Origin of the sequence: Winogradskyella sp. HaHa_3_26 (genome assembly GCF_019278425.1) — a bacterium.
GTDB lineage: Bacteria > Bacteroidota > Bacteroidia > Flavobacteriales > Flavobacteriaceae > Winogradskyella > Winogradskyella undariae.
In genome coordinates, this window is the sequence record NZ_CP058981.1 from 3,379,490 (window position 1) to 3,405,550 (window position 26,061).

Annotated in this window: 26 protein-coding genes; 15 read left to right on the top strand and 11 right to left on the bottom strand. The window is 30.7% G+C overall.

Translation table 11 applies throughout. The annotated features are described in order from the left end of the window. Window positions 1-125 precede the first annotated feature (125 nt). From H0I32_RS14605 to H0I32_RS14640, 8 genes are all read right to left on the bottom strand, one after another. Window positions 126-1,325, bottom strand: a complete 1,200-nt coding sequence (locus tag H0I32_RS14605) for an SH3 domain-containing protein (protein ID WP_179314312.1) — start codon at window positions 1,323-1,325, stop codon at window positions 126-128. A gap of 234 nt (window positions 1,326-1,559) precedes the next feature. Further along, window positions 1,560-1,922, bottom strand: a complete 363-nt coding sequence (locus H0I32_RS14610; protein ID WP_179314311.1) for a hypothetical protein — start codon at window positions 1,920-1,922, stop codon at window positions 1,560-1,562. A 289-nt stretch (window positions 1,923-2,211) separates the two neighbouring features. Next, window positions 2,212-3,681, bottom strand: a complete 1,470-nt coding sequence (locus tag H0I32_RS14615; RefSeq protein ID WP_179314310.1) for a T9SS type A sorting domain-containing protein — start codon at window positions 3,679-3,681, stop codon at window positions 2,212-2,214. A 222-nt stretch (window positions 3,682-3,903) separates the two neighbouring features. After that, a complete protein-coding gene (locus H0I32_RS14620; protein WP_179314309.1) occupies window positions 3,904-5,916 on the bottom strand; it encodes a YHYH protein in 2,013 nt (670 codons plus the stop codon). A 226-nt stretch (window positions 5,917-6,142) separates the two neighbouring features. Beyond that, complete coding sequence (locus H0I32_RS14625) at window positions 6,143-6,583, bottom strand: UPF0158 family protein (RefSeq protein WP_173588586.1); 441 nt, start codon at window positions 6,581-6,583, stop codon at window positions 6,143-6,145. Window positions 6,584-6,587: 4 nt separating this feature from the next. Further along, window positions 6,588-6,929 (bottom strand): hypothetical protein, encoded by a 342-nt coding sequence (locus H0I32_RS14630; RefSeq protein ID WP_179314308.1) that lies wholly within the window; start codon window positions 6,927-6,929, stop codon window positions 6,588-6,590. A 211-nt stretch (window positions 6,930-7,140) separates the two neighbouring features. Continuing rightward, on the bottom strand, window positions 7,141-8,145 hold the full coding sequence (locus H0I32_RS14635; RefSeq protein WP_179314307.1) for a competence protein CoiA family protein: 1,005 nt from the start codon (window positions 8,143-8,145) through the stop codon (window positions 7,141-7,143). Window positions 8,146-8,310: 165 nt separating this feature from the next. Continuing rightward, on the bottom strand, window positions 8,311-8,778 hold the full coding sequence (locus H0I32_RS14640) for a hypothetical protein (RefSeq protein ID WP_179314306.1): 468 nt from the start codon (window positions 8,776-8,778) through the stop codon (window positions 8,311-8,313). A gap of 1,042 nt (window positions 8,779-9,820) precedes the next feature. On the opposite strand from H0I32_RS14640, the gene H0I32_RS14645 reads away from it, so the two are divergent. From H0I32_RS14645 to H0I32_RS14665, 5 genes are all read left to right on the top strand, one after another. Then, window positions 9,821-10,930 carry a sensor histidine kinase gene (locus H0I32_RS14645; protein ID WP_218747081.1) on the top strand — a complete coding sequence of 370 codons (1,110 nt, stop codon included), beginning with the start codon at window positions 9,821-9,823 and terminating at the stop codon, window positions 10,928-10,930. After that, a complete protein-coding gene (locus H0I32_RS14650; protein WP_179314304.1) occupies window positions 10,927-11,643 on the top strand; it encodes a LytR/AlgR family response regulator transcription factor in 717 nt (238 codons plus the stop codon). Before H0I32_RS14645 ends, H0I32_RS14650 begins: the two co-directional genes overlap by 4 nt. A 97-nt stretch (window positions 11,644-11,740) precedes the next feature. Beyond that, window positions 11,741-12,928: a DUF1566 domain-containing protein gene (locus H0I32_RS14655; protein WP_179314303.1), complete on the top strand. Its 1,188-nt coding sequence runs from the start codon at window positions 11,741-11,743 to the stop codon at window positions 12,926-12,928. 156 nt (window positions 12,929-13,084) lie between these two features. Next, window positions 13,085-14,323 (top strand): DUF1566 domain-containing protein, encoded by a 1,239-nt coding sequence (locus H0I32_RS14660; protein ID WP_179314302.1) that lies wholly within the window; start codon window positions 13,085-13,087, stop codon window positions 14,321-14,323. Window positions 14,324-14,342: 19 nt separating this feature from the next. Then, window positions 14,343-15,377, top strand: coding sequence for an arylsulfotransferase family protein (locus tag H0I32_RS14665; protein ID WP_179314301.1), 1,035 nt, complete (start codon window positions 14,343-14,345; stop codon window positions 15,375-15,377). Window positions 15,378-15,474: 97 nt separating this feature from the next. Here H0I32_RS14665 and H0I32_RS14670 read toward each other — a convergent pair whose 3' ends face one another. From H0I32_RS14670 to H0I32_RS14680, 3 genes are read right to left on the bottom strand one after another with little or no spacing between them, the layout of a single operon-like run. Continuing rightward, window positions 15,475-16,299, bottom strand: coding sequence for a hypothetical protein (locus tag H0I32_RS14670; protein ID WP_179314300.1), 825 nt, complete (start codon window positions 16,297-16,299; stop codon window positions 15,475-15,477). Between the two features lie 33 nt (window positions 16,300-16,332). Further along, window positions 16,333-16,965, bottom strand: coding sequence for a hypothetical protein (locus H0I32_RS14675; protein ID WP_173588595.1), 633 nt, complete (start codon window positions 16,963-16,965; stop codon window positions 16,333-16,335). 43 nt (window positions 16,966-17,008) lie between these two features. Beyond that, window positions 17,009-17,599, bottom strand: coding sequence for a hypothetical protein (locus H0I32_RS14680; RefSeq protein ID WP_173588596.1), 591 nt, complete (start codon window positions 17,597-17,599; stop codon window positions 17,009-17,011). A 674-nt stretch (window positions 17,600-18,273) separates the two neighbouring features. Between H0I32_RS14680 and H0I32_RS14685 the strand changes: the two genes are divergently transcribed. The 10 genes from H0I32_RS14685 (at window position 18,274) to H0I32_RS14730 (ending at window position 25,940) form a co-directional block, all read left to right on the top strand. Then, window positions 18,274-19,098 carry a hypothetical protein gene (locus H0I32_RS14685; RefSeq protein ID WP_179314299.1) on the top strand — a complete coding sequence of 275 codons (825 nt, stop codon included), beginning with the start codon at window positions 18,274-18,276 and terminating at the stop codon, window positions 19,096-19,098. A 35-nt stretch (window positions 19,099-19,133) separates the two neighbouring features. Further along, window positions 19,134-19,403, top strand: coding sequence for an immunity 17 family protein (locus H0I32_RS14690; protein ID WP_179314298.1), 270 nt, complete (start codon window positions 19,134-19,136; stop codon window positions 19,401-19,403). Window positions 19,404-19,436: 33 nt separating this feature from the next. After that, window positions 19,437-19,679: a hypothetical protein gene (locus H0I32_RS14695; protein ID WP_179314297.1), complete on the top strand. Its 243-nt coding sequence runs from the start codon at window positions 19,437-19,439 to the stop codon at window positions 19,677-19,679. Between the two features lie 33 nt (window positions 19,680-19,712). After that, entirely contained in the window at window positions 19,713-20,450 is a 738-nt protein-coding gene (locus H0I32_RS14700; RefSeq protein WP_173588600.1) for a hypothetical protein, read from the top strand. Window positions 20,451-20,484: 34 nt separating this feature from the next. After that, on the top strand, window positions 20,485-21,042 hold the full coding sequence (locus H0I32_RS14705; protein ID WP_173588601.1) for a hypothetical protein: 558 nt from the start codon (window positions 20,485-20,487) through the stop codon (window positions 21,040-21,042). Between the two features lie 439 nt (window positions 21,043-21,481). Beyond that, window positions 21,482-21,751 (top strand): hypothetical protein, encoded by a 270-nt coding sequence (locus H0I32_RS14710; RefSeq protein ID WP_173588602.1) that lies wholly within the window; start codon window positions 21,482-21,484, stop codon window positions 21,749-21,751. A gap of 1 nt (window position 21,752) precedes the next feature. After that, window positions 21,753-22,373: a hypothetical protein gene (locus H0I32_RS14715; RefSeq protein ID WP_173588603.1), complete on the top strand. Its 621-nt coding sequence runs from the start codon at window positions 21,753-21,755 to the stop codon at window positions 22,371-22,373. Window positions 22,374-22,993: 620 nt separating this feature from the next. Continuing rightward, on the top strand, window positions 22,994-24,595 hold the full coding sequence (locus H0I32_RS14720; RefSeq protein WP_173588604.1) for a histidine kinase: 1,602 nt from the start codon (window positions 22,994-22,996) through the stop codon (window positions 24,593-24,595). Between the two features lie 5 nt (window positions 24,596-24,600). After that, entirely contained in the window at window positions 24,601-25,335 is a 735-nt protein-coding gene (locus tag H0I32_RS14725; RefSeq protein WP_173588605.1) for a LytR/AlgR family response regulator transcription factor, read from the top strand. 191 nt (window positions 25,336-25,526) lie between these two features. Further along, a complete protein-coding gene (locus H0I32_RS14730; protein WP_179314296.1) occupies window positions 25,527-25,940 on the top strand; it encodes a hypothetical protein in 414 nt (137 codons plus the stop codon). The last annotated feature ends 121 nt before the right edge of the window (window positions 25,941-26,061 follow it).

A 26,061-nucleotide genomic window follows, 5' to 3' on the forward strand; every position in this document is an offset into this window, starting at 1 on the left:
ATTTTTAAATTTTACTATTTATCTTTTTTATTGGAAATCGTCAAATTTAAAAAATTGGAGACTTTCCAAATACTCCTTAACTTCGTTTAAGCAACTAATTAGCTATGAGCTATATGCGTTGTTAGCTACAGTATTTTTATTTTCAGATATTCATAATTTTTTAAAGGTTCTTTGTGATTATCTAAATAAGATGTTACATAGTTGTCTACAGGTGAAACTTTAACAATAAATTCATTTTCCGAAACCCAAAAAATATTATCAATTCCTTTTGCAGGAATCCAACTTTTGAAATCAATTGAAATAGAATATAGTTTTCTATCTTTTCTTACAATACTTAGCGTAGTTGTTAAGCTGTTGTCTAGCATCTGAAAATCATTATAAGAACAAGAGATTTGATAAGTTCCATTTGGGGAAATATATGGAATTCCCGAAAAATATTCTTTTTCTCCATTTTCTTTGTCTATTGTATATACTGAACAACTTTCGTAGCATTCTTTAATTAAATACTTATTTAATGCTTTTATTTCTCCAATATAATTATGGCTTGTATAACCTTCTCCTTCAGTATCTCTAATGCAAATAGAATCTTGTCCTTTTTTTATTTTAAGATAAAAATGTTTTATTAAATAACTTTCTTTAATAATTTTTGGTTGAAAAACAGTATCAATTTCAAACTTGGATTTTAATCTTTTATAATTGTTAACATTAATTTTTTCTATTTTTATGTAATGTTTTAAAGTGTCTAGCTTAGAGCTTTTTGTGTCTATTGAATCTTGTTTGTTGTTTATAAAACTGTAAGGTATATATGGTTCTTTTTCATATCTAGCTTCACAGTCGTTTATAGGTGCGCAACAAGAAAAATGTTTTTGGCAAACAGAATTACTCCAAGCGGAATTATCATATTCTGGAATATATTCTATGTTAAAGATTTTTTTTGAAGAATCAATTATCATCAAGCGTTTGTATAAATATAAGGATGACTTGGGGATTTCATTTAAGTGTTCAGATAAATATGCATCAAAGACATAACCATTTATATACTCTCCATTTTCTTTTAATTGTTTACCAACACGAACCCAATAACCCTTTACTTCTTTACCATTATCAATAATTGAAATTACTGGTTTTGATTTCCAGTTAGAATGTTGTTTCCATTTAGTTCCAACTATTCTCGTTCCGAAAGGAAGTTTTTTTAAAACTTTACTGTCGAATGATGGCGATTCTCTTAAATTCAATCCATTTATTGCATTAACATACAAGCAATAACAGTCTGCAAATGTATACTGTGAGATTAAGATTGAAATTATGATTATCGCTTTTCTCATATTGTAGCTAACTAGTAATAATAATTGGAAAACAGCTATTATCTTGTAAATGCTATACTAAAATGGTAATCTGAAAGCCATTTACAGCGTGTTTGTGTATGGTTTACTTCGTCTGTTCGCTGCGCTCGGGTGATGCGTGGTTGCGCCACTAATTTAGTAAATATTTACCGACCAAGAAAGTCCGCGAGGATTTTTGTAAGTAGGCGAGAAGCCAGCAATAAATTATATATGGTGTTACCACACGTTTTTATTTTTCATTTCGAATTTATATGGATTTTCACTATCATAAATTCCGTTGTGATAAATTAAAAATTCAGCACTATTTTCGTTAAATTCCACCGTTTCTATTTTATCTATTCCTATTAAACATAAATCTGTTCTTGTTAAAATTCTTTTTCTAAATATTCCAAATTCCGATTTAGTAATTGAAATTCTTTCCCCGCAGTTTAAAAATCCACTTTCAGACACTTCTATTTTATAAGTTTCGTTAATTTTATATTCAGCGATTACTTGTTCGAATATGAAAAGTAAAAACGTTAACGAAATTAATGGAATTAAAAGAAATAGTGTTAATAGTTTTGTTCTGTTGTTTTTCACGAAACTAAAAAATAATAAAGTAAATACTATAAAAGTCAATTCAAAAAATGAATTGGTATAAATTCCTTTCAGTCGATAACCATTAAATAAAAAGATTCCGATTATGAGAAGAATAATTGAACTAACGATTAAAGTTCTTTTAATTATTTTTTCAAATTTCGGAAATTCCGTTTTGATTAAGTAAGGAATGCAATTCAGTCCAATTATAATTGTAAAAAATATGATTATTGCGGTCATTTTATCAAATGTGTGGTAACTAGTAATAATAATTGGAAAATAGCTATTACTACTATCTCAAAATTACTTTAACAACACCTATGCCTTTCTCGGTATGTACTCTCAGTATATAAATACCTTTTTCTTTTCCTGATAAATCTATTTTATTACTGCGTTCTATTACATAAATACTTCTGCCAATCATATCTATCAATTCTATTTTATGAATACGATCTTCATTTATAAAAACAATACCTTCTGTTGGGTTTGGATATATTGAAATATTTGTGCTTTTAAAATCTTCAACTGAGAGTGTACTATTATTAAAAACTCTAACATGACCTGAGTCTTCTCCATTTCCATCATTCAACCTCGCTCCAATAGCAACTATAGAGCCATTAGAACTTAAACTTACTGAGTTACCAGACATGTCATTTTCTGCTTCGCCGTCAATATCCATTCCTACTTTCGTCCAAAGACCATTTAAATTTTGGTAAACACGAACATGACCAGAAAATTCGCCATTCCCATCATTTCCAATAGCTCCAATTGCGACTACCGATCCATCAGAATTCAAGCTCGTTGAAATTCCAGAATTGTCAAATGCAGCTTCACCATTTATATCATTACCTATTTGAGACCATGTACCGCTTATGTTTTCAAATATTCGGACGTGACCTGAAGCTGAAGCACTACCATCATTTCCTTGTCCTCCTATTGCTACTATTGAGCCATCAGAACTTAAGCTTACTGAGTGAAAGAAATCACCTGATGCTTCACCATCGATATCATCACCTATTTGCACCCAAGTATTTTCTTGATTTTGATATATTCTTGCATGTCCAGAATCTTCTCCGTTACCATCATTATTAGGAGCTCCAATTGCTAATATTGACCCATCAGAATTTAGACTTACAGCACGACCAAAGAGATCACCTGCAGCCTCACCATCAATATCGTCTCCTATTTGTACCCATGTATCATTTTGGTTTTCGTAAACACGAACATGACCTGAGTTTGGACCATTACCATCATTTCCTGAAGCACCAATTGCGACTATCGATCCATCAGAATTCAAGCTTATTGAAATACCAGAACTATCAAATGCAGCTTCACCATCAATATCATTACCTACTTGAAACCATGTATCATTTATATTTTCAAATATTCGAACATGACCTGAGGCCATACCATTAGCATCATTTCCTTTTCCACCAATTGCTAAAATAGAACCATCAGAATTTAAACTCACTGAGGCTCCAAAACCATCATTGGCTTCTTCACTATCAATGTCGTCTCCAATTTGTATCCAATTTCCATTTTGATTTTGGTAAATACGGGTATGACCTGCAAATGATCCGTTGCCTTCATTTCTGATTGCTCCAATTGCTAAAATAGAACCATCAGAATTTAAGCAAACTGAACCGCCAGAAAGATCTTCTAAAGCTTCTCCGTCAATATCTGCTCCAGTTTGTTCCCATTGGGCTTGTAGTAATAATATAGGTAGTAATAAAAATATTAGAAATAAAATGTGCTTTTTCATTATTGAAGATTTATAGAAAACAAACGTAATTTATAAAAATGGCTTAGCGTATAATTTTGTTGATATTTTTCTCTAATGTTGCACAACGGTCTTGTGTATGGTTAGTTTTGGGTTTGTATGCGAGGAATTTCCGAAGGAAATTCAGCCGTTACAAACACGCAACGCCCTTTGATTAAGCACTAAACCGCAATTATTTTTATACATTGTTGTAACCAGTTTTTATCAGTTTCTTCTTGTCATTTCATTTTGTGTGATATAACCATCTTTGTTTTTGTCTCTATTCTGAAAATTTTCTTTTATATTTCCTTTAGCTTCAGATTTTGATATTTTCCCATCATTGTTTGCGTCCATTCTTTTGAGCATATTTGTGAAACTTGGAGGCGTGTTTTCATTTGTTTTTTCTTCCCTTTGTCGTGGTTGGTTTTGCATTTGCTGTGTTTGGTTTCTTCCTCCACCAATTTTAAAATCGTTACTTGGTGTTCCCATAAAACATCTGCTTGCAGAAGGAAACTCATCAGAAACCACATAATAATACGTCCCATTTGGAAATTCAGGTGTTACTCCAGATCTTCCGTTACATTCATCTAAATCACCATAGTTATTTTGGTATTCGTAATCACGCACATATTTTCCAGAATAAATTCCGTTTGGTGCAGAAACTCCATTTCCTGGTCTTTCTCCTTGTTTTAAAGTATAACTAGATTTTAACTGAATAACGCCACTATTTGCATCCATTGGATCTTTATATCCCATTTTATAGTACATAGGGAATCCGTCTGCAGCCCAACCCACTAAAGTCATTTTGTTTTTATCAAAATTAGCAACCAACCCTGATGGTGTACCGTGATAGTGATACTCGCCATTTGGTTGAACGTGAGCGTTGTTATAGTCTTCACCTAAGTTCACTTCTTCACTTAAAGGTTCAAGTGTCCATTCATAATTAGGTTCATTTGTTTCTATGTTTCTAAAATATTCGTTGGCAGAAGGCTCAAATTTCACTCCATTAATAGCAACACCAAATACATAACTTGGTCTTCCTTTATCAATTCCTAAATCATAAACATAGGTGATTTTGTTCGCTAATGTTGGTGTTAAATCAATAGAATATTCTTTGTTTTGTTCTGTAATTGTGTTTGGATTTCCTTTTGTGGGAAATTGACCGACAGTATGATTTGGAATGGCATTGGATTTTATTATACGAACACCATTCTTTTTATCTTCTGTAATAGAAACTTCGTTTTGAAGTGATAGTTTTTCCTTGGAAGAGTTCTTTATTTCTGGCAAGTGTTCATTATTGTGCGAATGAGATATGCCATTATGACTATGAACCTCATTTTCTAGCGGTAATACCATCAAATCTTTAGCGTATAAAATTTTGCCAATATAATTTTTGCGAATTTCTGCAGATGTAGCATCTTCATCAACATTTGTAAAGTTGAAATGCGTTAACACTAAATTTTTAACATTGGCTTCTTTTGCCATTTGTGAACTTTCCGTTAAATTAACGTGTGCTTTTTCTTTAGTTTTAGCACCGCTTCTATTGTTGTTACTTCTTGTAGCATTTCTTTTTTTTCCTAATTCAATAGCTCCACCAGAATCCATTATTAAATAATCGGCATTGTTAGCCAAAATAGGTAATGACTCAGAATATGTTAAGTCTCCAGAAATCACGATAGATTGATTTCCAGCATCAAAACGATAGGCATTTGTGGCAATTGTATGGTTTACTGGCGTGTATGATATTTTTATGTCTCCAATATAGAAAGAATTACTTCCTATCAAGTTTTTAGCAACATAGTTGGACTTTACACTTTTTAAACTTCTTCCAGATTTTGATAATCTATACTCAATGTCTTCTTCATAAATATCAAGAATATTAGCAATGATTGAAGTAGTATGTTTTGGACCCGCAATAGTTATTTTATTTCCGCCTAGTAGCGATTGAATAAAAATAGGAGCAAATTCTTCGTTATGGTCTAAATGATGATGTGTAAAAAGGAAACCGTCAATGTCTTTAATTTTGGTGTTGTTTTTGTTTAAATTGGCTTGTGTACCATTTCCCATATCTACCAAAATCTGCGTGTTTTTATAAGTAATTAATACGGAAGGTCCCACACGTTCTGTGTTAAATTTAGGTGAGCCAGAGCCAATTATTGTTGCAGTTAAATGGTTGTTTTCTTGAGCGAAAAGTTGTGCGCCCAAGCAAACCATCATTAAGACTAAGTATTTTATCATTTTAAATATTTTGTTTTTTAGACACTTTTTTTTCTAAATAGTTTAATTTAAAAGGAAGTAAATTCAGACAGGTTTAGTTAAATTGGCTACAACGGTTTTGTGTATGGTTTACTTCGTCTGTTCGCTGCGCTCGGGTGTTGCGTGGTTGCGCCACTAATTTAGTAAATATTTACCGACCAAGAAAGTCCGCGAGGATTTTTGTAAGTAGGCTATAACTAGCAATAAATTATATATTTTGTTGTGCGCTGGCTTTTCCACTGTCTAATTGGTTTTCTACTATTTTTTCCAACTCACTTTTCTTAAATTCAAACCAACTTTGTCTAAATTCAGAATGGTCGATTTTATGTTTAAAATTCTGAAATGGCTTTTTATTTGCTAAAATATTTTCCAATTCCGACTTTATATTTTGGTCAGATAACTGCTCGACAAAAAGCTCCATGATTTTAAATGACTCAAAGCTTTCTAATGACTCAAACTTTATAAAATCCGTTTTATGTTTTTCTACATTTTCTAAACTGTCACTAAAAGCCTCTTTAAAATCTTCCTCATCTGAAAATTGTGCAAAACTCGGAATTGCAACAATTTCATCAGTTTTGATATTATAGTAGCAGTCAAACCCGCAATCCAATTCTTGCGCAATTTCTTTAATTATATTAGATTTTATCATAAACCTATTCTTGATTTTTTGCTTTTATTTTTACTTGATATTCGGTTAAACAGTTTTGAAATACTGGCCATAATTTTTTTCTTTGATTCTCAATTGACATTTTGGTAATCTCAATATATTTCGATTGAGTAAATTCCGCTTGAATTTTTTCGGTCGAGCATTTACAGTATTCGTGAGTCAATTCAGGGTAATTTTCCGCCATTTCTTTTGAGTCAGAAACACATTTATCTGTTAAAATTTTTGAGCTTTCGGCAGTCCATCTTTGATTTTTATCTTTTATTCCACTATAAATTCCGTAACCAGAAATCAAGATTATTAAAACAATAATCCAATGTTTTCCAGACATAAAATTCTTCTTTATCGGTTCTGTCATTTAGTGCAGAGTGTTTTTTTAGCTTGCGCACAGCGTTGTTGTGTATGGTTAGTTGCGTGGTTAAGCAACTAAGTTAATAAACATTTACGAACCCGTGAATATTCCGCAGGAATATTCGCAAGTAAGCTCAATAAAGCAATTAATTATACACGTTGTTGCCAGCTGGCTTATTTCGTTATTGTTTTCAATTTTGTAAATAAGGACTTTGGAATTTCCAATATTTATCGCAATTACTTCCAGTATTTGAATTTCGTATTCCCTGTCTCATTCTTTTACATACTAAATCAGAATAAGTATCAGGCCTGTTTCTTTTTACTGCAAATCTACAAGCATAACAGTTTTTAAAACTCTTATCTTTATCTGCATAGTCTTTCACAAGGTCAATGAAATCTAGACCAGTGTATTCATCCTCTTGTTTTTTTAAAACTTCAAAATGTTTGTATTTATCCTCTTCAATATCTAAGATTATGTTAGACATTGTTTTTTTTACTTTCATTGCTGTGTTATCTTTAAGAATTGAGAAAAACTCGAATTTCTGATTGCATTTTCTTGGCTTTATAAGTTGGTCAATTTTATGGTTTACATTGAAGTTAAACAATTCAATATTCTTATTTGAAAGGCTTATATATTTAAAATCAATAAACTTCAAATCATTCTCGTTTTTCAATTGAATTTCTATTATTCTCAATCCACTTTGTAACTTCTTTTCCTCACATTTATGAGTAACTGCAAATTCGATTAAGATTTCGTCACCTTTTAGACTTGATTTTAAAAGTACATCAGCAATAAAACCATTAACTCCTTTTTCAATTGAAATTTTGTCAAAGTATTTGGTTAAATCAAATCGCCCAATTTTATCTTTGAGTTTGCATTCTATATTTATATTATCAATAGTCTTACAAGAAACACAGGTAAGTTTGGTTTTATACTCAACATAAAAGGGCTTTTTATTTTTTAAACATTGAGTATAAATTTCGTGAAATTTTATTTTAGAAACTTTATGTAAATAGCTTTCATAGCTACAATTCCCTTCTGACTTATGAGAAAAATGATGTGCTTTTATTTTTCCTTTTCTTGCGATTAATTCGCTACCACAATTACAACAAGTATATTTTTCTTTCAATTCTTTTTTAGCACTTCCAATATGGATTAAGCATTTCTTTTCATTTAAAGCATAAAGATTTTTCATTTGCAATGTCGTTCGTCTTAGCTTGCTGGCAACGTGTTTGTATATGGTTTGTTGCGTGGTTTAAGCACCTAATTTAGCAAATAAAAACCGAATAGAAAATCCGCGAGGATTTTCGTAAGTAGGCTAGAACTAGCAATAAATTATATACGGTGTTGTATGCCGTTTTTATTTTTTCAGTTCAATTACTTTTTGTGTCAAAACATAAATTCCATCTCCTTGTTGAATTGGATTCAAAATCATATAGTCCAGACGCTTAATTTTTTCATATTCATTTATGTCAATCGTATAATCGTTTGGCAAGAAAAAACGTTTTGAAAATACTTCATAATCCTCATCCTCTTTTTCCATTCCGTTATATTCCGCAACAGAGAGAAGTTTGTCAATTCGTGTTATTTTTCCAATCATTATGTTCGAGCCGTTATTCAAAATCCAAGCTTTATGCGAACCTGAATCAAAATCCATTTTATTGGTTTTAATATGAAAATCGAAAGTTTTAGTAGAGTCAATTTTTGGAAATCTGTAATTAGTCCCAATTTTTTCTCCATTTATTTTAGTTCCATCGACAATAATTGAAATCTCTATAACTTTAAAATCTTTTTCAGTTTTATTTTCGAAAAACTCTATAGAATGCATAGAATAGTCTGTTTGACAATAAGTCAAATTAATTCCAATTAACAATAATATGGTCAGAATTAGGTTTTTCATAAATGGCATACAACGGTCTTGTGTATGGTTAGTTGCGTGGTTTGACAACTAATTTAGCAAAAATTGACCGAACCCGAGAAAATTCCAGCGGAATTTTCGCACGTAATCTAAAAAAAGCAATTAATTATACACGTTGTTAACTACTGGCTTTTTTCTATTTAGGCAGCGTTCAAATTTTTATATTTTACTTTAAATTCATTTTGGAACTCAAATTCTCGCAAGAGTTTAAGCGTATTACTCCGTTTAGTGAATCCAGATTAGTACAGATTGGTTTTCCTGCGTGTAGTTCAGCCGTAATGATAAACGTTTGCTTTTCAATCTAGGTTTCCTTTATCAATCTTTTTAATCTCAAATTATCTTAGTTGTTTTAATTATCAAATAGAGTAGAGCGAGTTGATATTTGGTTTCTATATTAGTCTTTTTTAATCTTAAATTATCTTAGTTTCTTTTAATTCAAGCAGAGTAGAGTGAGTTGTAAGTTGGTTTACTTTCTTTAATTTTTTAAATCTAAATTATCTTGGTTATTTAGTCAAGTTGAGTTTACTCCGTAATGCTTTTGAGTTTGCATTATTCATCCGAGTAATCAATCCAAAGTTGTTAGTTTGATGTTTAAATTTTAGAAAAATGTTGATTTGGAATCAGCTTGTAGTTAACTAGTAATAATAATTGGAAAATAGCTATTATCCTGTAAATGCTATACTAAAATAGTAATCTGAAAGCAATTTACGACAACTGAAAGCTTTAAATATTTTTTTTGTATCTATTTTGTATCTTGTTGTGGTTGATGTCCTATAAAGAAGGGGGAATTTGTTTCTGTATTTGGGACGTAAATTTTAAACCGTAGTTTTTAAGTGTTTTAATTTTTCATTGATTCAAATTAACTTTCTATTGATATTATTTGAATACTACAGACGGAATATACATTTTTGTTTTTGGCTAATTAGCTTCAATTAAAATGTATCTTAGTCTTATGAATAAAAAAATCTTAAATAAACAATGGTCCAGTTTCTTTGAGTCCACTTTTATCAGTTTATTTTGGATACTTCTGTTTGTTTTACCGCTCTTTTACCAATGGATTAATAGTGCTACTATTCGTTGGAATGCAATCTTTAGTGTTTGGATTGACTACTTGCCATTACTGGTTATATTCTGCATAAATAGATTCATTTTAACACCTTTTTTATTATTTAAGAATAAGAAATTTTTATATATACTTTCTGTAATTATAGTCATAGGGTTAACGGTCATTGGCTCAATTTCCTTACGAAAAGAAGTGCCATCTCAAAATATAAATCCGCCTCAAAAACGAGTTGGACTTCAGTTTCCTAATTCAAATAAATCGGGTAAACCACAAAGGGGTTTTGAACCACAAGCTGGTGCAGGAACTTATCCGCCGTATGTAAATTTAATCTTGTTATCTATCTTATTAGTTGGTTTTGATACTGGAATGAAAATCTCTGTAAAATGGGCGGAAACGCAACAACAAAAAGCAGAAGTTGAAAAAGAAAGTATTAAAAATGAATTGGCCTTTTTACGCAACCAGGTTAGTCCTCATTTTTTAATGAATACCCTCAATAATATTCATGCCTTGGTTGATTTTGATACTAAAGAAGCCAAACGTTCCATAGGGAAATTATCTGTTTTAATGCGTCATTTATTATATGAATCTAGCGACAAACCTATACCATTATCCAAAGAAATTAAATTTATTGAGAGTTATGTAGAGCTTATGAAGTTGCGCTTTCATGAAGATGTTAGTATTGAATTGCATCTTCCTGAAAATCCGCCAAATATTTCCATTCCAACATTATTATTTACCAATATACTAGAGAATGCATTTAAATATGGAATTAGTTATGAGCAGAAATCGTTTGTATATATTAACTTATGTATTCATGAAAATGAGCTTGAATTTACGATTGAAAACAGTGTGCATAAAAAATTAAAATCAGTTGAAAAATCAGGAATCGGTATTGAAAACACGGAGAAGCGTTTAAGGCTCTTATACCAAGACGATTACGTGTTTACATACACAGTGCATGAAAATGTATATCTTTCAACTATTAAAATCCCCATATGATCACTTGTATAGCTGTAGATGACGAACCTTTGGCACTTAGACAAATTGTGTCTTATATAGAACAAACGCCTTTTCTTGAACTTAGAGGGAAATTTACCAATGCACTAGAGGTTGGTAGTTTTTTAAAAGAAAATCCTGTTGATTTGTTGTTTTTGGATATTCATATGTCCGATTTAAACGGATTAGAATTGGCTAAAACTTTAGTAAATCCGCCTCGAATTATTTTTACCACGGCTTATAGTGAATATGCCATAGAAGGCTATAAAGTAAACGCCATAGATTATTTGCTGAAACCTATTGAATATGTAGACTTTTTATTGGCATCAAACAAAGCATCAGAAACCATAAATAAAGAGCGACAACTCGCTTCAGAAGTCAAAAAGAAAGATGATTTTTTATTTATAAAATCTGGTCAGCAACATATTAGAATTCATTTTAAAGACATTAAATATCTTGAAGCTCAAAAAGAATATGTTTCTATAAACTTAGTGCATGGAGCGCCTGTAAAAACCTTACTTCGCCTTAAAAACATTGAAGACATATTACCTAAAGAAAACTTTATGCGTATTCATCGTTCCTTTATTGTGAATCTAAATCATATTGTTACCGTTGAACGGAATAGAATTATTTATAGTCAAAAAGAATTTATTGTAGTTAGTGATACGTATCAGGAAGCTTTTAAGACTTTTTTGAGTACTAATTTCTTCAGCTGAAATTTCATTGATAGAAAATGCCCTTCTATTGATTTTATTTTTTTTCTAATCTCTAAATAGAGACCTTTAAGCTAAGTTACATTTTAAGATTAGAATTATGAAAAAGAAGATTAATAAAGAAATTACCACACTAGTTATGTGTATCGCTGTGTTTTATTCTGCAGCCGCACAAATAACATATCCAATTGTAGATACTGGTGTTACTGAATTTTACAGTGCTAACACTGTCATTTCAGAACCGCATATTGGCGATGCCTTTTATGGTCAAGATGCCACATATACAGGGAGTCAACCTTCATATACAGATCATGGTGATGGCACCATTACCGATAATGTAACGGGATTAATGTGGGAAAAAGATATGGGTAAAAAAATAACCTATGACGCTTCTTTTTCCAAAGCAGAACAATCTAATTTGGGCGGATATTCAGATTGGAGAGTACCAACTATTAAAGAGTTGTATTCTCTAATTCAGTTTACAGGTCAGGTTAAAGGCGCTACATCTAATAAATTGTTTATAGATACCAATTATTTTAATCAGTCACTAGGAAATACCAATATCGGAGAACGAGAAATTGATGCACAAACATGGTCTTCTACAAAATATGTTGGTGTAACAATGAGAGGTGATGAGACTGTTTTTGGTGTTAATTTTATTGATGGTCGTATAAAAGGATATCCTACAGTTAAGAAACGTACACATAGTAAAAACACCATGTATTTTAGAATGGTTAGAGGAAATACTAACTATGGAAAAAATAATTTTATAGATAATGACGATGGCACCGTAAGTGATTATGCAACAGGATTAATGTGGCAAAAAGCCGATGATGGTAAAGGACGTGATTGGGAAGCCTCTTTAGCATATTCAGAAAACTTAGAACTTGCTGGTTATACAGATTGGCGTTTACCAAATGCCAAAGAATTGCAGAGTATAGTAGATTATTCTAGATCGCCTCAAACAACAAACTCTCCAGCAATAGATCCTGTTTTTATAACTTCAGAAATTAAAGATCCAGAAGGGAATTTAGGACAATATCCATTCTTTTGGACGAGTACCACGCATTTAGATGGTGTAAACCCAACTTCTGGAGCAGTATATATTGCTTTTGGAGAAGGACAAGGAAAAATGAGAAATCAGCTTATGGATGTGCATGGCGCAGGATGCCAAAGAAGTGATCCCAAAAGTGGTAATGAAAATCAATACCCAAAATATTTCGGTCCGCAAGGCGATGTTAGGTATGTCTACAATTATGTGCGGAGCGTACGTACAATTAAAATATAATTTTCTAGCTTATTGAAGTTTTAAAAGCGACTTATATATTAAAAGTTATAAACTTAATCCGCTTTTCATTGATTGCATACTAAATTCTATTGATACCTTTTTTTTACAACACTTTGATTAGTGACCTTTGAATTTTAATACCTTAAAACAAAATATATGAATTTTAAATATTTAAAAATTGCATTAAGTCTATTTGTTCTTTTTTCTATTATCTCTTGTTCAGATGACGATGTTAATACGTCTGATAGTGATGAAGATGGAGGAGGAGCGACTGTAATTACAGGACTTACTTATGCTATTGTAGATACAGGTGTTTCTGACTCTTATAGTAATGATGCTATAATTTCATCACCTAGTATTGGTGATGCTTTTTATGGTCAAGATGCAACATATTTTGGTCATCAACCTTCTTATACGGATCATGGAGATGGTACAGTTACCGATAATGTTACCGGCTTAATGTGGCAACAAGATATGGGTGATAAAATGTCTTATGCAGATGCCATAGCATTGGTAGAGGATTTTAATTTAGGTGATTATACAGATTGGAGAATACCAACAATTAAAGAATTGTATTCGTTAGCGAACTTTACAGGACGTTGTTTTGGTGATGATGCTGTAGATATGTTTATTGACGTTAATTATTTTGACCAACCTATTGGTGATGAGTCTATTGGAGAAAGAGAAATTGATGGGCAAACATGGTCTATTACAGAATATGTAGGACAAATAATGACAGGAAATGAAGCTGTATTTGGGTATAATTTTGTGGACGGTAGATTAAAAGGGTATCCTAAATACAGTCCAGCGACTGGAGCAGCAAATACTATGTATTTTAGAATGGTAAGAGGAAATGAAGCGTATGGTGAAAATAATTTTACAGATAATGGAGATGGTACAATTACAGATCATGCTACTGGCTTAATGTGGCAACAAGCAGATAATGGTGAAACTTACGATTGGGAACATGGTTTGGCTTATGCAGAATCACTTACGCTTGCTGGTCAAAGTGATTGGAGAATGCCTAATGCTAAAGAATTACAAAGTATTGTAGATTACACAAGGTCTCCACAAACTACCAATTCTCCTGCCATAGACCCTTTATTTACGTGTACTCCAATTTTAGATTATGAAGGTAATTCTGGTCAATATGGTTACTATTGGGCAAGTTCTCCTTTACAAGATGGACCAACACCTTATACAGATGCTGTTTATTTCTGTTTTGGAGAAGCTGAAGGTGAAATGAACGGCCAATTATTAGATGTACACGGCGCAGGTGCACAACGTAACGATCCAAAAGCAGGTAGCACAGATGATTTTCCTGATTCTTTTGGACCACAAGGCGATATTCGTAAAGTGTATAATTTTATACGATGTGTACGAGACGCCAACTAATTATTAAAAATAAATAAAGATGAAAATCAGAAGCTTTTATATATCGTTATTTCTTATTGTATTGTGTTCCGTTTGTGCTTGCGAATCTGATGCGGCAGGAAGTGGTGAAACAGATACGGAATTAACATCGCATATTACAGAGGGGTATGTGCTCTATTCGTATATAGGAAATAAAACAACTCATCTCATTGATTCTTTGGGCGTAGATGTTAAGACATGGTCATCCGCTTATAGTTCTTCAGGAGGGAGTTATTTATCCGAAAATAATAATTTATTACGATTGGGGAAATTACCACTTGTAACTAGTGGGTCCTTTTCTACAGGAGGTCTGGTTGCAGGTGTTATAGAAGAATTAGACGATAATAGTGATGTCATTTGGTCTATAGAAAAAGCTAGTGATGCGGCAACATTTCATCATGATTTTAAGGAAATAGATGCTAACACGATTATTGCATTAACTTGGGAATTGAGAACCTATAACAATTCTGAGTATTGGAATGAGGTTGTTATTATAATTGATAAGTCTGATAATTCCATTATTTGGGAATGGAGTGCTATGGACGATGGTGGTATTTTACCAGCAAATAATGACAACGTAGACTATCTCCATTTTAATTCGGTTGATTATAAAGACGGAAATATACTTATAAGTTCAAGAGGTAAAAATACATTATACATCATTAATGAAGCGAGTAAAGCTATTACGCAAAGTATTACAGCTTCTGGTGCTTTGTCTGGGCAGCATGATGCTACGTTTTTAGATAATGGCAACCTCCTTGTTTTTAATAATAATGCAGAAACTAACGTATCTGCAGTTTTAGAAATTACATTAGCAGATGAGGTTGTTTGGAATTATTCAAACCATTTTTATTCCGATCATATATCAGGAACACAACGTCTGGATTCTGGAAATACTTTAATTTGTTCAGGAGTTGAAGGGCGTTTTATTGAAGTTAACGAATTAGGAGAAGAGGTTTGGGATTTTACACCTGAAATTACAAATACAAATAGCCCATCTCAAATATTTAAGATACGTAAGTATTCTGATTATTAGTGTTTGTAAAACGCTTATTGAATACCTGTTTTATTGCTATAAAAAAGTCTCATAAAATAAATTTTATGAGACTTAAACTTTTATTATTGAGTAATACTTAGATGCTGTAAAGTTCTCCGTTTACTACCTTATAGTTGTTAACATGAAATTCGTTTCTATTATCAAAAGCTATGAATGGCAACAGGCCATCAGAACCAATTGCTTTTCTTGGCAATTTATCATTTTGGCTATCAGAGAAACCAATTGTAGAAACTCTAATATCTGTAGACATTACGCGTTTGTTTTCGAATTGAAAATTGTAAGCATCTAACAAACTTTGATCTAAATTAATATCGAATGTAGAATTCGGATTATCCAAATCACTATGAAGTTTAGTCATTCTTTGTGATAAACCTGCAGGCAAATTATCTTCATCTCTAAAGTTATTAAGTAGTTCACTTATAGATTTTAAAAATAGAGGATTGTTTTTGTATTCGTTTTTTTCAACCAACGCACAAACTAGCATACCATACCCAACATCTTCGTGTGTTTCCCATAATTGAGGCGCACATTGTATAACTGTAGCTATTATCACTTCGCCTTCTTTTACTTTCTGTTTCCAGCTATCTTTTCCCATTAATGGAGCAGACATGCTTTTCTTTATAAAATCGGAATCTGGATCGAGTTTAGAATCTATATAAGGTTTTAACAAACTAACATCAGTAGCATTGGGTATTTTGCTCAGGTCTATGTTAACATCTTCAAATCTTATACGAGCCAAAAGTTGATTTTTATTCTCACCTTTCTCGTATTTTTCAAGGAGTTCTTTAACGTCAAAGCCTTGACCTTCCATTTCTTTCAATTTCTCGTAAGAGAGTTCTTCTAAATCATATTCAGGTGTTACGCTTTTTAATAGTTTTGAAAACATGTCTTTAAATCCCATACTTATGTTTTTTAGTTTGTAATTATTTGTTTCTTAACCCTCTAATCCTTCGGTAGATTTTAGAACATTATTTTCATCTGCTTTAAATTCAAATTGAAAAGTATTCGTATTTCTTACACGTTCTCCATAATACGTAGTTTTACCATCTGGTTTTTCCCCTTCTATAACAAATTTAACCTTTACCTTATTGTCATTTGTAACATCGATATTGAAATCTTTCATATGAAAATTAGAAAACTGGTCGGTTGTAGATTCAATCATTTTAATGGCTTTGTTGTAGTTTTCTAAAATTACTGTCAAATCCAAATCCTTAATCTTTATCTTCCCTTTTTTGTCTTTAAAGAATGATTCATTTTTTACAATATCTTTAACTTCTGTAGGTTCTATCTTCACACCATATGGACCTGTTATATAAGATTGAGAATAAGCTTTTCCATTTTCGACGTACGTTATGGTTGCCATTTCAAATTCACTTGTTAAGTGGTCTTTTGTTGTTAAGTCTAAGCCATATACGGCTCTGTCTCCACCAAATTCTTCTATTAAATTAGTTTGCAGTCCTTTTAGACCTTCTGCGTTGTTTAGTAGGTAAGTATCGCTTCCTCCTGATCCACAGGATTGAAGAAAAATAAATAGAAATGCGCAACTGGCTAATAATGTAGTTTTCATATAATTCTAGTTTTGATTAATTTATAGTATACAGTGTTTAACCTTACATTTTAAGTTGTAGATTACCATCCTTGTCAGACGTAAATTTAAATTCATAATAGTTTGTTACTATAGATTTACCTTCCATATGGCTTCCTTCAGATTTCTTAGTTCCATTTAGTGTAAAAGTTGATGTCACCTCATTGTTTTTGTCTACAACAAACTCCCATTCGTACAGTACAAACTCGTGGTATTCATCCGTTTCTGCATTTATTATTTCAACGGCTTTATTAAAACTTGGAGGAATCTGCTCAAAATTGAATTCAGATATTTTTATAGCACCATCATGTAAATTTCTTTGAAACATTGATTTTTTAGGATCGTTAACGACTTTTAAAAAATAATCTTGAGAATATTCTTTACCATTTCTCATATAGGTTATTTGAGCTCTTTCAAATTGGCTAGATAGATAATCATCTGCTCTAAGGGTTAATTTGTTAACCATCTTGTCAGCACCAAGTTTTTCTTCAACGGTAGCTTTAATTACTGCAATGTCATCAGCGTCATTCAAGTTTTTTGGAACTAAAGAATCCATACCACAAGATGATAATGTTAATACTGAAACGGCTAAAAAGGTTTTTAAAATATTTTTCATAATTGTTAGTTTGTTTTTCGCTAAAACTATTAGCGATTAAATTAAAAATGTGTTTTTGTTTTGAACTCTAAATGGTTGATGATTAATTGTTGTATTTCAATAATTGTTGACTAATATTTATTTGTTCGGTACAAGATTACATGAATAGCTAAGAGAATAATAGCCTCAATCTATATTCGTTAGTTATCAGTCTATATTTGATCATACTAATTTGAATTTTATAGGCGTAGCCTACTTTAATGCTTCTAAATCTATAGACGATGTATCCGTTTTGTAATCGTTTATGGCGTATATAGAAGGCTTAAGAGCTTTGTTTTTAAAGGTATAAGTATGTATTGAATGTTTTAGTATGAGGTGTTAGCCCCTTTTTTTCAAATATTAACTCATAACTAACGAATATCAATTGGTGTTCTTTAGACTTGAGATAAAGGGTTAATATTGATTTTTACAGAAATATGAATTGATACATTATGACTGCGTATAAAAATCTATTTTTAAAATAGGAATCACTAGAGAACACCGTTTAGAGTATACGAGAATAAAAATTGCTTCTCGCACTTATTTATCTAACGTTGCTTTTTAATTAAATTATAGGGCAAAGAAGAAAGACCAAACCTTTGGTATAAAAAATAATGTTGTTATTATTTTTACAAAAGTGAATAAATGCTTAAACGATGCTAAAAAACAAGAATAAAGCCTTAAAAATTCTAAAAAAAGTTTACCACTACACTAATACAGATTATGATACGACTCATTTGGGTGAAGTGGGGTATAAAACAGATTTTCTTAGTAAAGATCAATGGCAAATTTTAGAAGAAAATAATCTAAAGCCTAATCAATTTAAAACGCATACGCACAACAGTTTAGTTTCTGATTTTTTGAAATTAAAAAAGAATGATAAGCTAAGCTTAGAATTTGCAAAAGCACTCTTTATTAAGGGTTTAACTGGCGAATTTCCAAGGTTTAGGCAAACCCTAATTAGTTATTTGTATTTACAAGATATTAGCACTCATGACTATACACCTCAAAAAGGATATTCTAATTGTGAAATTTGTGGTCTACCAGAAAAAACAATAGATGATAGAACACATAACTTATTTACCTATTATCTAGGTCATGCTTGGAATGAGTATCCTAAACACTTTGTTGCAGAATTAGAAGATATTATGCAATACCCAATTCCGGAAATTACAGAGAAAGATAAAGATATGCTTGTGCTATTATTACTTTTTATAGAAAAGGCGAACGATAATGAAACGCCAGGTCAGCTCGAAAAAAGAATAGGAAAAGAAAAATTACTACCTAAAACAGATAAGTATAAAAGGTATGGGATTTTACAAACTCTAGCCATTTTAGAAATCTTGCCACATAAAGATACATTTGATAAACAGCCAGCGCGTTCGGATATCGTTATGCCATTAGCAGGTTGGAGAGGAGAACTCAAGGTAGATTTTAAAAAAGCAAGGGAAATATTTAATATATCGATACCTAATACATAATCAGGTGTTATTGAAACATTAAAAAGAACAAATCTATGGTAGAAGAATTTACAAATTTTATGGCGCTTAATCCAGAATATGGTTACTTATTAGGTGCAGCTGCATTTCTATTTATAATTATTGGACTTATTTTAGATTGGGATTGGGTTTTAGAACCAGGAGGTGGTTATTTTAATATTGCCTATTATATAGACGTTTTTGGACGAAAAAGGGTACGGATAGTATTTGGTTTTATATCGTTTTTAGCAGTGTTACTGTTTATTTATGGGTTTTTTACATACAATCCAGAATTGTATAATGTTTAATTTGAATTTTATTGTTTAAACAGATCAAAAGCTATGGAAGATTTTTTAAATACGCTACCGATTAAGAAGATACTTGCTGGTGTTTTTATAGTCCTGTTGGTGTTTAGTGGTTTTTTTAAGGAACATTTTTTATACTCTAAGAGCGAAAAAAAAGTATTAAGAAAACTAGGAGATAAAACAAATAATAAACTTTCTGGTAAAATGGTTACAGCTCTAATTTATTTTACAATTACGATAGTTGCTTTAGCGATAGGTTTAGTAGTTTATAGTACCTAATATTAAATACAGTTATTCATCATACATTTAGAAATGAAAAATTTAAAGCTATTACTTTTATTACTGATTTTTAGTCGTTGTGATGTTTCAACACTTGGAGGCAAAGCTGTAAATGACTTGTCTAAATATAAAGCAACTATCCTAATAGAAACCAATAATAAAAAAGAGGATTTAAGGAGGATTAAAGTTTCCCTATCTGATGGAGATAAGCAAATTATTAATGACGAAGTAAAAATTCTGGTCAACAATATACCTATGGAATTGTATGTGAAAGATGAATTGTATTACACAAAAACATCATTCTATACTACGGATAGTTTATCTAAAAAAGCATCTTACTATTTTGAAATTATATTACCAGACAGCACCAAACATGCACTGGCTTTTATAAAACCAAATGAAGCATATAATCTAACAAAATTTGAAATACCAGATACGATTTATGATGCAAACAGTATGCGTATAAAATGGACAAACCTTCTTACTCCACATCAATTAAAATTTAATAAATTCATTGAAAAGCCTAAGCCAGCAGATAATATTACATCTAATGCCTATGATGGTGTTACCATAGATTCGTTAAAAACAAAACATGGTGAATATAAAATACCAAAATCTTATTTAATGGATTCCGAAAACACCATCAAGAATGTAAGCATTACTCTCAATAGAGAACAAACAGGTTTGGTAAATTTAAATATGTTACCCAACAGTTCTATTGTATTTAGTCATACTATTTATAAAACAGTAATGGTTGATTTACTTCACTAGTACTATAAACCATAAAACAAAAATAAATTTTAAAATGCCAATACATAAACTTTTACCATATCTGTGTATAATAGTATTAGCCTCTTCTTGCGCTACATTAAAGCAAACTGAAGTTATTGAAAACAAAATAGAATTAACGAAAGAAAATTTACACTTACTCGATGGAACTTATGAGAATAATGAAGCTGAAAGCGCTGGATACTTAGATTATTTTTGGGGTTCTTATTTTAAAAGCAAGGAATCTAGGATTATTTACAACATGAAATTGGAAGAAAAACCATGTTACTATATTACCTTAAAAGTCATTAATAAAAAAAGAATTAGTGCCACATTGCATGTCAATGAGACCTATATAAAGTCTTACCTAATTAAAGGTAAAATTAAAAAGGGTTATTTTGAACAAAACAGAAAAGGGTATTTTTTACCAGCAATACTTCTTAATCAATATCACTCTTCAAAATTTAGAATTGGCCTGCTCAATAACAATAACGTTATTACTGATTCTAGAAAAATTGAATTCACAAATTATTACTTTTTTAGTTTCATAAAAGACAATCATTCTTATTACAACCTACAACATCAAAAAATATAATTAAAATTAAGGTTGATGTCAAAATAGTTCCAAATACATTTAGATTAAAAACTAGGAGTACAATGGCAAGTTAAAATAAAAGCCATAGATATGGCATCTTCACCTTCCGCTCTTTTCATTTTAGTCATTTACGCCAAAAGGAGTAACTGTCTGCTTTTCAGAAAAGTGAAATTAAAATTCATATACGGTGATACAATACAAATTAATGAAAACTTTATAAAAGGAAATAAACTTAATCAACTACTACAAATTATAAAAAAAGCAACAAAAAAAGAATACACACTAAGAAATGAAATTCGTAGGCTAACAATTATATTCACATCATTCTAAATTGTAGAGAAATTAAGGACAGATATTAACTATTCTCTAGCGAATAAATGTTGATGCTTTAAACCGCACTCATAGTATTGTAACATTGTATTAAAATAAAATAAATATTATGTTAGAAATTTTAGCACTGAGTTATTTTGCTAGGCAAATAAAAAAAATAGCAGAAGAAAAAGGGATTAAACCAGGTAAGTGGATCGCAGCTACATTTATATCTTGGTTTGCCATTGAAATATTAATTTTCATCATTGCATTTGCATTTTTTGATGTAGACAGTGATGGTATTTTAGTTGTTATGATACCTGCCGTTTTAATATCAGCGACAGTTGCTTTTGTGATTTTAGAAAAATTGAAACAACAAGAATCTGTAAAACTTAACTAAAATGGAAAAGTTTATAATTAATACAAAAGCGACTTTAATAAAAAACATCTTAATTACGGATGATAGTTTAAAACTGTCGGATGAAGATTACAAAACAAAAGATGCATTTTTAGAAAAGATAAATGCTGAAAAGAAAGGCTTTTTAGATACGCAACATGTTATTGCCTATTCTAAAATAACTAAAATAGTGCCTTTTGAAAACGAAAATGGAATTCAACTTTTCTTTGTTGAAAAAGAGAAAAAAGAGAAAACTTATTTAGAATTAAATTCTATTGAAGAATATACAGAAACACTTCAATATATAATAGCTAAGACCCATCATTTATCACTACAAACTATACAAAGTAAGTCAATATCGACTTGGATAAAACAAGCAACTTACACTTTAGTGTCTTTGTTTTTTACATTGGCAATTGCGATGACAGCTAAAGATATTGAAGCTGGTAAAAGAGTTACTATTTCAGGTAGGAGACGAGGATTAAAGCAAATTATGCTTGCTGTAGCAGAATATTTAGGAACATTAAACACCATCTTATTAGGTACTGCAATAACACTTGGGTTAGCTTTTTGGACTTATAAAAAGTTTAAAAAAGGACAAACCGCTATAAATGCTTATATGTAAATCAATTTTATGAAAAAATCAATAGTCACTTTAGTGCTTTTTACTACATTATTTTCTGCGTGTAACGGACAACAAGCTACGAAGGAAAATATACTGTATTCTAAATTGAAATAGATAATCTTACTATTGGTGAATCTTTTTTTAATCTTAAAATAAAATAAAATAAAAGACGAGACTTTAAAAATCCAACATTATTCTAAAAAGATATGTCAATGATACTGCGTAAAAAATGCCTTTAGATATTTATGAAAACAAGAATAATATTTGCCATATTTTAAAAACAGGAAAATCAGAAACAAATATTTTCTAATTAATATGATTATATCTAAAAAACGAATACTTGAACCTATTTATTACAGAACTATTAATAATGTATTTTTATAGTTTTGAAATGAAGAGTATTTTTTTAGAATACCATTCGTCAAGATTTGGCAGGTTGTATAGAAAAACAACACTCAAAAGGTTTACAACTCTATTTAGAACGTTAGGTAATTAAAACAAAAAGAATTTTAATAGAGATAATTAAAGAAATATCAACTTATATGGTTATTAAAACCAATTTAAAAGTGAGAATACATTATCTCACAGTCTGTTTCTTTACGTTGCTTTTTGCAACACAATTGAACGCACAAAATAATGTAGAAGAACTTTTTACAAATGAAGACTATGCTAAAGTTATAGAGATTTTAACCGCGAAGGAATCTAATGAACCACTCACATTACGCGACTATTTTTTATTAACAAAATCTTACGGACGTAATAAGCAATATGCTAATGGTTTGATCTATTCTAATGAGATGATTGGTAAAAGTTTAGAGGCAAAAGACACAACAAATTTAGTAAAAGCCTTTAATTTAAAAGCCGAAAATTTAATTGATTCTGGTGGTTATAAATCTGGCGTTATATTTTGTGAACAGTCAAGTCGGGTTTTTAGAGAACAAGACTCCATTGAATTTCAAAAATTATGTTTTAAATGGGGAATGATGTATTATCATACAGGAGAATTTCAGAACGCTTACGATACTTACAATAAAATTACTTTACCAAAATATAGAGACTTAAGCTTGTTTACTAATAACTATGCTTTAACCCTTATGGGTTTAGAAAAATGGGATGAAGCCTTATTCTATTTTAAAAAATCTATCGCAAAATATAAGTCTAAAGGCAATACAGAAAAATTAAATGTAAACTATTCTAACGTTTCAATTGTTTATATGAATCAAGGGAAGTGGGCAGAATCAAAAGTATATTTAGATTCTGCCGCTAGCGTTTTATACAATGACAGTTCATTAAGAGCCCAAAAAGGTATTTATACTAATTACTTTAAGCTTTATCAAATTCAGGGTAAATATGATAAAGCTTCCCATTATTTAGAATTAATTTCAGAAGTAAATGAAGATATCTATAGAAAAAAAATTAATGAAGAAATAGATGCACTAGAGACTTCTAATAGAAGAGAGGATCACTTAAGGGAAAAGGTTAGAGCGTCTGATAGGCAAATACTTTGGGGAACTATAGTGTCCTTATTGGCTTTAATAGGTTTTATAAGTACTATTTTCTACTTTAAATATAAAAACGTGAAGTCTGCTCACGAGAAATCCGTAACAGAGCAACAACTTTTGCGCTCGCAAATGACCCCTCATTTTATTTTTAATTCGTTGTCTGTAATTCAAGGCATGGTATTAAATAAAGAAGATAAAAAAGCGGTTAAATATTTATCTAAATTTTCAAAATTACTGAGGCTAATTTTAGAAAGTTCTCGCGAAAAATTAGTCGCTGTAAAGGAAGAACTTTTGGCTTTACAAAGTTATGTAGAGTTACAGAATTTAAGTCGATTACAGCCGTTTGAATATAAGGTTGAAATTGATGATTCTGTTAATGAGGAAGATATCCTTATTCCGCCTATGTTAATTCAACCTTTTATAGAAAATGCCATAGAGCATGGGTTTAAAGAACGGATAGACGATCCTAAAATTAAAATACATCTATCAGCCCAAAACAATGTGCTTGTTTGTACCATAAAAGATAACGGAATTGGTCTAAATGCGACCAAAAATATAACTAAAAGCCACAAAAACTCGCTTGCCACTAAGATTACTTCAGAGCGTTTAAAAATGTTATCTAAAGATTTTAAAATCGAATCGAATCTTATTCTCGAAGACAGAGAAAAATATAATGAAAAGGGAACTCAAGTAACATTAATGATTCCGTATAAAATATAAGCAGCATGATGAAAGCGTTAATCGTAGAAGACGAATTATACATTAGAAAAGGACTTTTGGCTATGATAAATAGTTTAGATAAGGATATTACAATTTTAGGAGAATGTGAGTCTGTAAAAGAGGCTGTAACGGTAGCCAATGCTTGTAAACCAGACCTTATTTTCTTGGATATCAATTTACGAGATGGTAATGCTTTCGATTTTTTAGAACAAGTTGGGAGTTTAGATTTTCAGGTCATATTTATAACCGCTTACGAGCAATACGCTTTGCAAGCTATAAAAAATGGTGCTATTGATTATATTTTAAAACCAGTAGATATAGATGAGCTAGAGCAAGCCATAGATAAGGCTCTAGTTGCAGATAAGTCTATACTCGGAGAACAAATTCAAATTGTAAAAGATCAGTTAATAAACAAAGACAAAAACAAACTGGTTTTGAGTTTGCAAGAAGGGTACCAGGTTATTGATTTTAAAGAGTTATTGTATTGCAAATCAGACAAAGGTTATACTACATTTTTTTTAACGGATAGACGATCGTATTTAGCCTCAAAACCAATTAAAGAATACGAAGGTCAGTTGCCAGAAGGTGATTTTTTGAGAACGCATCAATCTTATATTGTAAACATGACTTTTGTGGATAGATATGATAAAAATGGTTATATCTATTTAAAGAGTGGCGAAAAAATACCTGTAGCTTCACGTAGAAAAGATGATTTTGTTTCTAAGTTAATTAAAGGGTAAAGCACTTTGATATATCTATATTGGTTTTCAATGTAATAGTCTCAATTCTATTCATAATTAATTTAAAAGAAAGCTATAATGGAATTTTGTGAATTTATTTCACGAATATAGACTCAACCCAATCAAATATTAATTGCCTAATTTTTATCAGTCTTACCTGTTCTATTTTTATATCTCAAAAGAACGAGATTATGGGAAATGAAACTACAGAAAAAATTGAATTAAAATCTTTAGAGGCTATACCAAAGGAGAAAACTCAAGAGATGATGGACCTTTATGGGGCGTCTATAGATATGGAAACTTATGCAAAACTATGTTTTGCCCTCATATTTGTACTCGTTTTAATCCACAATATATTTATTGCAGGTAATAGTTATGCTATAGATACTTATGATACTATTATGACCGTGGAATTGTCTATAGTTGGTGTTATTATCCTTGCCGTTTTTGTAATTGCAGGTATTGCAATGTCTAAGTCTAGCCAAATAAAGAAGTTAATTATAGAAAACAGCAAAAAATATAAGTTAAAAAAAGAAGAACTAGGTGAAGAGTTTAGTTTGTTTGCTGTTCATTTATATGGTGGTCGAGGTATTACGATTAAGTGAAAAACCATATTTCGAAATAATAAATAGTCAGCCATTTTTATAACAATAGTTTCTATACTTTTTACTGTTTTTTCAGGTCTTATGGTTATAGTAGGTTTTGTTGTGAGTCTTTTAGCAGAAC